The sequence below is a fragment of the Tardiphaga sp. genome, from assembly GCF_025356345.1.
Lineage (GTDB): Bacteria > Pseudomonadota > Alphaproteobacteria > Rhizobiales > Xanthobacteraceae > Tardiphaga.
The window spans coordinates 1-9,823 of the sequence record NZ_JANXTC010000028.1 but is presented as its reverse complement, the minus strand read 5'-3'; the positions used below and the strand labels follow the sequence as shown (position 1 = coordinate 9,823).

The 9,823-nt window shown below is 63.4% G+C and carries 10 protein-coding genes; 6 read left to right on the top strand and 4 right to left on the bottom strand.

Going from position 1 to position 9,823, the window contains the following annotated elements:
• The coding region (locus Q0S16_RS01380) for a circularly permuted type 2 ATP-grasp protein (protein WP_295844190.1) at positions 1-1,355 on the bottom strand (1,355 nt) is incomplete at its 3' end.
• Positions 1,356-1,577: 222 nt separating this feature from the next.
• Between Q0S16_RS01380 and Q0S16_RS01375 the strand changes: the two genes are divergently transcribed.
• The 3 genes from Q0S16_RS01375 to Q0S16_RS01365 all read left to right on the top strand — a co-directional run bounded on the left by Q0S16_RS01375 (position 1,578) and on the right by Q0S16_RS01365 (position 3,647).
• The gene (locus tag Q0S16_RS01375) at positions 1,578-2,312 is read left to right on the top strand and encodes a molybdopterin-binding protein (RefSeq protein WP_295844188.1); all 735 of its coding nucleotides are present in this window, start codon (positions 1,578-1,580) and stop codon (positions 2,310-2,312) included.
• 40 nt (positions 2,313-2,352) lie between these two features.
• Complete coding sequence (gene gpt / locus Q0S16_RS01370; protein WP_295844187.1) at positions 2,353-2,877, top strand: xanthine phosphoribosyltransferase; 525 nt, start codon at positions 2,353-2,355, stop codon at positions 2,875-2,877.
• A 149-nt stretch (positions 2,878-3,026) separates the two neighbouring features.
• Complete coding sequence (locus Q0S16_RS01365) at positions 3,027-3,647, top strand: hypothetical protein (RefSeq protein ID WP_295844185.1); 621 nt, start codon at positions 3,027-3,029, stop codon at positions 3,645-3,647.
• A gap of 141 nt (positions 3,648-3,788) precedes the next feature.
• On the opposite strand, the gene Q0S16_RS01360 is transcribed toward Q0S16_RS01365, so the two are convergent.
• Positions 3,789-4,811: a methionine synthase gene (locus tag Q0S16_RS01360; RefSeq protein WP_295844183.1), complete on the bottom strand. Its 1,023-nt coding sequence runs from the start codon at positions 4,809-4,811 to the stop codon at positions 3,789-3,791.
• Positions 4,812-4,991: 180 nt separating this feature from the next.
• On the opposite strand from Q0S16_RS01360, the gene Q0S16_RS01355 reads away from it, so the two are divergent.
• The 3 genes from Q0S16_RS01355 (at position 4,992) to Q0S16_RS01345 (ending at position 7,479) form a co-directional block, all read left to right on the top strand.
• Positions 4,992-5,690, top strand: a complete 699-nt coding sequence (locus tag Q0S16_RS01355; protein ID WP_295844181.1) for a glutathione binding-like protein — start codon at positions 4,992-4,994, stop codon at positions 5,688-5,690.
• A 176-nt stretch (positions 5,691-5,866) separates the two neighbouring features.
• Positions 5,867-6,505, top strand: coding sequence for a 2-hydroxychromene-2-carboxylate isomerase (locus tag Q0S16_RS01350; RefSeq protein WP_295844180.1), 639 nt, complete (start codon positions 5,867-5,869; stop codon positions 6,503-6,505).
• The gene (locus tag Q0S16_RS01345; protein WP_295844179.1) at positions 6,505-7,479 is read left to right on the top strand and encodes an NADPH:quinone oxidoreductase family protein; all 975 of its coding nucleotides are present in this window, start codon (positions 6,505-6,507) and stop codon (positions 7,477-7,479) included. The genes Q0S16_RS01350 and Q0S16_RS01345 overlap by 1 nt, the downstream gene beginning before the upstream one ends.
• Positions 7,480-7,616: 137 nt before the next feature.
• Here the strand turns inward: Q0S16_RS01345 and Q0S16_RS01340 are convergent, their stop codons facing one another.
• Entirely contained in the window at positions 7,617-8,507 is an 891-nt protein-coding gene (locus Q0S16_RS01340) for a crotonase/enoyl-CoA hydratase family protein (RefSeq protein WP_295844176.1), read from the bottom strand.
• A 194-nt stretch (positions 8,508-8,701) separates the two neighbouring features.
• Positions 8,702-9,823: M20 aminoacylase family protein (locus tag Q0S16_RS01335; protein ID WP_295844174.1), on the bottom strand; the 1,122-nt coding region annotated here is incomplete at its 5' end.

Below are 9,823 nucleotides of genomic sequence, written 5' to 3'. Positions count from 1 at the left end.
CCTTCCTTCAGCGCCACGCGGGTCAGCCCGCCCGGCACCACGGTAACGTTTTCGCGGCCGGTCAGCACGAAAGGACGCAGATCGACATGGCGCGGTGCCAGGCCCGACGCCGTGCAGGTCGGGCAGGTCGACAGCGCCAGTGTCGGCTGCGCGATAAAGCCTTCCGGCTCACGCTTCAGCTTGTCGCGAAACGCCTCGATGGTGGCCTTGCTGGAAGCCGGGCCGATCAGCATGCCGTAGCCGCCGGAGCCGTGCACTTCCTTCACCACGAGGTCGGCGAGGTTATCGAGCACATAGGCCAGATCCTTCGGATCGCGGCAGCGCCAGGTCGGCACGTTCTTCAGGATCGGTTCTTCGCCGAGATAGAATTTCACGATTTCCGGCATGTAGCTGTAGACCGCCTTGTCGTCGGCGATGCCGGTGCCGACCGCATTGGCCAGCGTGACGTTGCCGGCCATATAGGCCGACATCAGGCCGGGCACGCCGAGCGCGGAATCCGGGCGGAACGAGAGCGGGTCGAGATAGTCGTCGTCGACGCGGCGATAGATCACGTCGACGCGCTTCAGCCCCTCGGTGGTGCGCATGAAGACTTCGTCGTTCTTGACGATCAGGTCGCGGCCTTCCACCAGCTCGACGCCGAGCTTGTCGGCGAGGAACGAGTGCTCGTAATAGGCCGAATTATACACGCCGGGCGTCATCAGCGCGACGGTCGGCTCCGCGACGGCGCTGAGCGGTGCCACCGAGCGCAGGCACGACAATAGCTCATCGGGATATTTTTCGACCGGCGCGACGCGGTGCCGGGCGAACAGGTCCGGAAACAGCCGCATCATGATTTCGCGGTTTTCCAGCATGTAGGATACGCCCGACGGGGTGCGGGCATTGTCCTCGAGCACAAAGAACTCGTCTGGATTGGTGCGCACGATATCGATGCCGGCGATGTGGACATAGACGTCGTGCGGGACCTGCTGGCCGTTCATTTCCGGCCGGAACACCGGGTTCTGGAAGATCAGGTCGTCGGGGATCAATCCGGCGCGCAGGATGTCGCGACCATGATAGATGTCACGCAAAAACATGTTGATGGCGCGGACCCGTTGTTTCAAGCCCTTTTCCAGCAGAGTCCATTCCTTGCCGGAGATGATGCGCGGGATCACGTCGAACGGGATCAGCCGCTCGGTGGATTCGGAATCGCCATAGACCGCGAAGGTAATGCCGATCCGGCGGAACAGCAGTTCCGCCTCCTGCCGGCGATATTCCAGCGCGTCGGGAGGCGTCTCCTTCAACCAGCGGGAGAGTTCTTCATAGGCCGGGCGAAGCTCGCCATTGGGCCCATTCATTTCGTCGAACGCAACTGCCATGAATCCTGACTGTTTTTCGAGGTCCTGCGGAAGAGTGCATGACACTTGAGGATGGTAGCAAGGGGCGGGCCAGCGCGATATGCATTCAATGGGAGCAATTCGTATAACAGCGCGGTGATCTTGCCTGAAAAAACGGCGGGAAGCTGCTCGTTTCGGCAGCAATACCCCGTGACATCAAGGCCTTGCCTGCGCATGGTCGCGGGGAACGATGAGGGAAGACTGATGAGCGATATCGTAACTGCGGGCATTCTGGTGATCGGCGACGAAATCCTGTCCGGCCGAACCAAGGATAAGAATATCGGCTTCATCGCCGAATATCTGACCAATATCGGCATCGACCTGAAGGAAGTGCGCGTCGTTTCCGACGACGAACCCGAGATCATTGCCGCGCTCGACGCGCTGCGGGGGCGTTACAGCTACGTTTTTACCACTGGCGGTATCGGTCCGACCCATGACGACATCACCGCCGACGCCATTGCCAAGGCCTTTGGCGTTGCCATCGATCACCATCCGGAGGTCGTGGCCCGGTTCAAGGAACGCTTCGGCGACGATCTGAACGAGGCCCGGCTGCGGATGGCGCGAATTCCGGACGGCGCCGACCTGATCCAGAGCGCGACGATCCTGGCGCCCGGTTTCAAGATCGGCAATGTCATCGTGATGGCCGGCGTGCCGTCGATCATGCAGGCGATGATGGATATCGTGTCGCCGAAGCTGAAGTCGGGGGTGCGGATGCTGTCCGATACCGTACGCGCCGACGCGCGCGAGGGCGATATCGGCGGTCCGCTGCGCGACATTGCCTTGGCGCATCCGGACGCGATCATCGGCAGCTATCCGTTCCTGGACGAGGCGCAGAAGCCGAACGTCAATCTGGTGGTGCGCTCGCGCGACCAGGACAAGCTTAACGCCGCGATGGATGCCGTCAAGGCGATGCTGGTGGTGCTGCACGCGCCGAAGTAAACATGCGGCGCATCAGAGAACAGAATGTGAAGAGGACAACATGGCGGATCATCCCGAGATGAGCGCGCAGGAGCGGGCCGGTAAGGCGTTTCCGGTGTCGTGGGACCAGTTTCACCGCGATTGTCGGGCACTGACCTGGCGGCTGAACAGCGTCGGCCCGTTCCACGCGGTGATCGCCATCACCCGTGGCGGGCTGGTGCCAGCGGCGATCGTGGCGCGCGAACTTGGCGTTCGGATCATCGATACCGTCTGCATCGCCAGCTATGACCACACCAAGCAGGGCGAACTGAAAGTGCTGAAGGGCGTCTCGCCGGATACCGACAAGCTTGGAGGTGGCACCGGCAAGGGGCTGTTGATCGTCGATGACCTCGTCGATACCGGCAAGACCGCGCGGATGGTCCGCGACCTGCTGCCCGACGCGCATTTCGCCACCGTCTACGCCAAGCCGATGGGCCGGCCGCTGGTCGATACTTTTATCACCGAAGTGTCGCAGGACACCTGGATCTTCTTTCCCTGGGACCTCGGCCTGTCGTTCCAGCCGCCGATGCGGGATGGGGCGGCGTAAGACCTCTGACCTCTCAGCCGTCATTGCGAGGAGCGAAGCGACGCGGCAATCCAGAGTGCCACGAAGAAGGACTGGATTGCTTCGTCGCAAGGGCTAAGGGGAAAGCCAATTGGCTTTCCCTGACCTCGCAATGACGGGGAGAGACGACAATGCCGCTGCGAAACCGAGTCACCCCGTTCGGCGACATCGTCGCCACGGCTGAGCGCGGCATGTTCACCGGCAACCGCGGTATCATCCACGATCCCCTGACCAAAACACTGCTCAACAAACGCTGGAGCAATCCCGCCTGGCTGATCTGCCTCTGCGATTTCCGCGGCCGCCGTCGCGAGGTGATGGCGACACGAAGCTGGACCGAATTGTTCTTCCTCGACGAAGCGACCGCGCTCGCGGCGGGACATCGGCCATGCTTCTACTGCCGGCGCGAGGATGCCAACCGCTTTCGCGCGGCATGGGAGCAGGGCAATGGCGTCACCGGTGCGAAGGCGAGCGAGATCGACAAAATGTTGCACGCCGAGCGGCTCGACGGGCGCGCCAAGCGATTGCATCCGCTGCCATGCGCGATGGATGAATTGCCGGATGGGGCGATGATCGCGACGGGCGACGCGAGCTACCTGATCGTACAGGGCACGGCGCTGCGATGGTCGTTCGCGGGCTATGATGAAGCGCGTGAGCCGTACAACGATGTCGCGCTGCTCACACCGCCGTCGACAGTGAGGGCTTTGCGCACTGGCTATCGCGCGATCCTGCACGCGAGTGCTGTACCGCGATAGACCTCTCAGCCGTCATTGCGAGGTCAGGGAAAGCCAATTGGCTTTCCCCTTAGCCCTTGCGACGAAGCAATCCAGTCTTCGCGTGTGGCCCTGGATTGCCGCGTCGCTTCGCTCCTCGCAATGACGTGGAGAGTGCGAGCCTTACCCCAATCGCTCTCTTGCCAGCTTCGCGCCGGCGCCCAGCGCGCGCAATTTCGCTTCCGCGATATCGCGATGCATCGGTGCCATGCCGCAATTGGTGGTGGCGACGATGTTGGCCTTCGGCACGTGCTTCATGACGGCCTCGATGGTCTCCACCACGTCTTCCGGCGTCTCCACCGCGTCGCTGGCGACGTCGATGACGCCGGCCTGCACGATCTTGCCCTTCAGCAACGACAGCAATTCGAGCGGCACCCGCGAATTGCGGCATTCGATCGCGACCTGCTGGATCGGGCTCTTGTCGATCGCCGGAAAGATCTGCTCGTATTGCCGCCACTCGCTGCCCAGCGTGTCCTTCCAGTCAGTATTGGCCTTGATGCCGTAGCCGTAGCAGATGTGCACGGCGGTCTGGCAGGTCAGTCCCTGGGCGGCGCGCTCCAGCGCCTTGACGCCCCAGTCGGCGGCCTCGTCCATGAACACGTTGAAGGCCGGTTCGTCGAACTGGATCATGTCGACGCCGTCGGCCTGCAGCGCGAGGGCTTCCTGGTTGAGCAGTTCGGCGAAGGCGAAGGCCATCTTGACGCGATCGCCGTAATAGCTGTCCGACAGCGTGTCGATGATGGTCATCGGGCCGGGCAAGGTGAACTTCAGCTTGTTCTTGGTGTGCGCGCGCGCCGCCTGTGCCTCGAAGGCGTGGACCCGGCCCTTCAGCCGCAGCGGCGCCATGACCTGCGGCACCATGGCTTTGTAGCGATCCTTGCGGATGCCCATCTCGACCTTGTTGGCGAAGTCGATGCCGTCGACCTTCTCCAGAAAGCCGTGCACGAAATGCTGGCGGGCCTGCTCGCCCTCGGTGACGATGTCGATGCCGGCATCTTCCTGGATCTTGACCGCCAGCAGGGTGGCATCGCGCTTGGCGCGCAGCAGCTCGTCGCCGGACGAGCGCCAGGTCGGCCACAATTTGTTGGGCTCGGCGAGCCATTCGGGCTTCGGCAGCGAGCCGGCGATCGTGGTGGGGAACAACATCGGGCATCCTCCTGATTTGCACGGCCTTTTGCCACGGCCGTTTGCCGCTGTACATGCTCCGTCATTGCGAGGGGCTCTCGCGACGAAGCAATCCAGACTTTACTTTGTGGCTCTGGATTGCTTCGCTCTGGGCAAATCGGCAAAGCCAATTTGCCTTGGCTCGCAATGACGGGAGTACCCATGATCGACCTGCATTACGCGCCGACGCCGAATGGCTGGAAAATCTCGATCATGCTGGAGGAGTGTGGCCTGCTCTACGCGCTGCACCCGATGCAGCTCGGCCGCGGCGATCAGCTCAAGCCGGAATTCCTCAAGCTCAGCCCCAACGGGCGGATGCCGGCGATCGTCGACCACGCCCCGGCCGATGGTGGCGAGCCGGTCTCGATCTTCGAGAGTGGCGCGATCCTGATCTATCTGGCGGAGAAGTCGGGCCGCTTCATGCCCACCGATCTGCGCGCCCGGTTCGACGTCATGCAGTGGCTGATGTGGCAGATGGCCGGGCTCGGCCCGATGCTCGGCCAGAACGGCCACTTTCTGCTCTATGCGCCGGAGAAAGTTCCCTACGCGATGGATCGCTATCTGCGCGAGGCGAAGCGACTGTACGGCGTGCTCGACGCGCAGCTCGATGGCCGCGATCATATCGCCGGCGATTATTCGATCGCCGACATCGCGTGCTTTCCCTGGATCCTGACGCACAAGGCGCAGGGGCTCACGCTCGACGATTTCCCCCATGTCAAACGCTGGTACGCGCGGCTGCGCGCGCGGCCGGCGCTGCAGGCGGGATTGGCGGTGGGCAAGCAGGAGAAGAAGCCGATGGACGAGCAGGCGCGAAAGATCATGTTCGGCGTCGATGCGCCGTCGCATGCGCAGCAGCAGTAGTTACAACGGCATCGTTTCGGCCGTGATTGCGAGGAGCCCCTGCGACGAATCGATCCAGTTCTTTCTGCGTTTCTTGCCTTCTGGATTGCCGCGTCGCTTCGCTCCTCGCAATGACGAATGATAGTTCGATGGATAATGAAACAAGCCCGAATGCGCACCAAGAGAGGAAATTCCCCATGATCGAATTCTTCTTCGACTGCTCCAGTCCGTGGACCTATCTCGCCTTCCACAACATCCAGCCGCTGGCACAGGAATTCGGCGAGGAGATTGCGTGGCGGCCGATCCTGGCCGGCGGCATTTTCAATTCGATCAATCCCAGCGTCTATGAGTCGCGCGAGACGCCGGTGCCGGCCAAGGCGCGCTATACTAAAAAAGATCTCGCCGACTGGGCGCGCATTGCCGGCGTTGCGATCAGGATGCCGCCGACGGTGTTCCCGGTGAACAGCGTCAAGGCGATGCGCGGCTGCATCTGGCTGGGCCATCAACAACCAGACGCGATGCTGCGGTTCGCGCGCGGCGTCTTCGAAGCCTATTGGGGCGATGACAAGGACATCTCCAGGGATGAAGTACTGGCGGAGATCTGCGCGCGCGCAGGCATCGAACCGGCAAAATTCTTCGCGGGAATTGCCGAACAGGGAATCAAGGATCAGTTGAAAGCCAATACCGACGAGGTGATGGCGCGCGGCGGCTTCGGTTCGCCGACCATCTATGTCGAGCAGACCGATATGTATTTCGGCAATGACCGCCTGCCGCTGCTGCGCGACGCGTTGCAGCGGCGTCGTTCCGCCGCGCCAGGCGCCGGGGATGCGACCTGATGCCGAAAGCCATCCTCTGCCGGGCGCTCGGTGCGCCCGAGACGTTGCGCGTCGAGGAATTTTCGTCCGTATCGCTGCGGCCCGGGCAGGTTCGCATTGCCATCCGCGCCGCCGGTATCAATTTCCCCGACATTCTGATGGTGGCCGGCGAGTATCAGCTCAAGCCGCCGCTGCCGTTCACGCCCGGCATGGAAGCGGCGGGGGATGTCATCGAGATATCCGGCGATGTCGACGGCATCGCGGTCGGCGACCGGGTGATCGCCAAGCTGCGCCATGGCGGCTATGCCGACGAAGTTGTTGTGACACCACGGCAACTGACGCCGCTGCCGGGCCCGTTCGACTATGCGGAAGGCGCGACGTTTCTGGCCGCGCATGGCACCGCGCATCATGCGCTGGTCGACCGCGCACAGATCAAGCCGGGCGAAATCCTGCTGGTGCATGGCGCGGGCGGCGGCGTCGGCCTCGCCGCGGTCGAGATCGGCCATTTGCTGGGCGCCACGGTGATCGCCGCGGCTTCGTCGGAGGCGAAGCTGGCGGTGGCGCGCGGGCGCGGCGCCGATCATGGCGTGCTCTATGGCACGGAGCCGTTTCGCGATGCGGTGAAGCGCATCACCGATGGCCGTGGTGCCGACGTGGTGTTCGATCCGGTCGGCGGCGAGATTTTTGAACAGAGCCTGCGGTGTATCAACTGGGGCGCGCGGCTGCTGGTGATCGGTTTCACCGGCGGCATCGGCGTGGCGAAAACCAATCTGGTGCTGATCAAGGGCGCCAGCGTGCTGGGCGTCCGCGCCGGCGAGGCGGCGCGCCGCGATCCGGCGATTGGTGCGGCGCGAATAGCGGCGCTCATGCAATGGGCGGAGCAGGGGAAGATCCGGCCACATGTCTCTCACCGCTTGCCACTCGAACACGTCGCGCAAGCGATGCGGCTGCTGATCGATCGCCAGGCGATCGGGCGGGTGGCGCTGATGATGTAGAGTTTCCCGGACGCGCTGCGGCACGCTTGTGCCGCTGCGCGGAGCCGGGATCCCGGTTACCTGCGCCGAAGTAACCGAGGCCCCGGATCCGCGAAGCAGCCCTGCGTGCTGTATCGCGTCCGGGGAACGGAGCCGTCCTACTTGTAGTCCCGCTCCTGCCACCATGGAAAGTAGTCCGGCATGTCGGCGCTGACCTTGTTCTTGAAGTCCGCCGGCCGCTTCTCGAGGAACGCCACCACGCCTTCCTTGACGTCTTCCGACCGCCCTCGTGCGTAGATGCCGCGACTATCGATCTTGTGCGCTTCCATCGGATCGTCGGCGCCCATCATCCGCCACATCATCTGCCGGATCAGCGCCACCGACACCGGCGAGGTCTTGTCGATGAAGGTTTTTGCAAGCGCCCGCGCCGTCGGCAGCAGGTCGTCGGGCGCGACGATCTGGCTGACCAGGCGGCCCTTCAGCGCTTCGGCGGCCGGGAACACCCGACCGGAAAAACACCATTCCAGCGCTTGCGAGATGCCGACCAGGCGCGGCAGGAACCAGCTCGAGGCGGCTTCCGGCACGATGCCGCGCTGCGAGAACACGAAGCCGAAGCGGGCATTCTCGGAGGCGATGCGGATGTCCATCGCGAGCTGCATGGTGACGCCGATTCCGACCGCGGGACCATTGACGGCGGCGATCACCGGCTTCAGGCATTTGAAGATGCGCAGCGTCACCTGGCCGCCGCCATCGCGCACCATCGGGTCGCTGTAATCGACCTTGCCATCGGCGAGCCGCTTCACCGGGCCGCGACGCGCGTCGCGATCGAACGTGTCGGCGCCGGACGACAGATCCGCGCCGGCGCAAAAGCCGCGGCCGGCGCCGGTGACGATGATGGCGCGGACATTGTCATCGGCATCGGCGGCATCGAACGCGGTGATCAGCTCGGCCTGCATGGTCGCGTTATAGGCGTTGAGCTTTTCCGGGCGGTTCAGCGTGATGGTGAGAATCTGGTCGGCGACGTCGTACAGAATTGTCTCGTAGGCCATATTAGTTTCACTCCCGGTTTTTATCGTTGCTTTTTTCAAGCACGTCCGGGGAATCTGTTCAACACCGTCATTGCGAGGAGCCCTTGCGACGAAGTAATCCAGTCCTTGCTTGTAGCTCTGGATTGCCGCGTCGCTTCGCTCCTCGCAATGACGTGGAGATGTCTGTGTTATCGCTGCTGCGACGGCGTGCCGTCTTACACCGCCACCGGCATCCGCGTTTCTATGATCCTTGCGAACATGCTGGCGCCGATCGGCAGGATCTTGTCGTCGAGATAATAGCCGGGATTATGCACCGGCACCGAGCCGTCGTGACCGACCCAGAAATAGGCGCCTGGCACGGCGTGCAGCATGTCGGCGAAATCCTCGGAGCCCATCTTCGGCTTCACCGCGGTGATGACGTTCTCGGCGCCGACCACGGTCCTGGCGACTTCCTCGATCGCCTTGGAATGCTCTTCCTGATTGATCAGGACGCTGAAGCCGTCGCGGATATCGACCTTGATCTCGCAGTCGAACGCGGTGGCCATGCCGGCGGCGATGGCGTGCATCCGTTCGCGAATGAACAGGCGGATCTTCTCGTCGAAGGTGCGGATCGTGCCGCACAGATGCGCGTCGCCGGGGATCACATTATAGGCCGAGCCGGAGTGGATCTGGGTGATCGACAGCACCGCGGATTTCAGCGGGCTGATGTTGCGGCTGACGATGGTCTGCAGCGCCTGGCCGAGCGTCATGGCGATCACCACGGCGTCCTTGGAACGTTCCGGCATCGCGCCATGGGCGCCGTAGCTGGCGATATTGATATCGAAGAAGTCGGCGGCGGCCATCGCCGGGCCGGGGAAGATGCCGATCTCGCCGTGGTTCATGTCCGGCGCATTGTGCAGGCCGTAGATCTCGTCGCAGGGAAACTGCGTGAACAGCCCGTCCTTGATCATGGCGCGGGCGCCACCGAGGCCTTCTTCGGCCGGCTGGAAGATGAAGTGCACGGTGCCGTCGAAATTGCGGGTCTCGGCGAGATAGCGGGCGGTGCCGAGCAGCATGGTGGTGTGGCCGTCATGGCCGCAGCCGTGGAAGCGGCCGGGAATTGTCGAGCGCCACGCCAGGTTGGTATTCTCTTCCATCGGCAGCGCGTCCATGTCGGCGCGCAGGCCGATCCGTTTGGTGCCGGTGCCCTTGCCCTTCAGCACGCCGACCACGCCGGTGGTACCAAGGCCGCGATGCACCTCGACGCCCCAGCCGGCGAGCTTCTCGGCGACGATGCCGGAGGTGCGGACTTCCTCGAAGCCGATTTCCGGATGGGCATGGAGATCGCGGCGGATCGC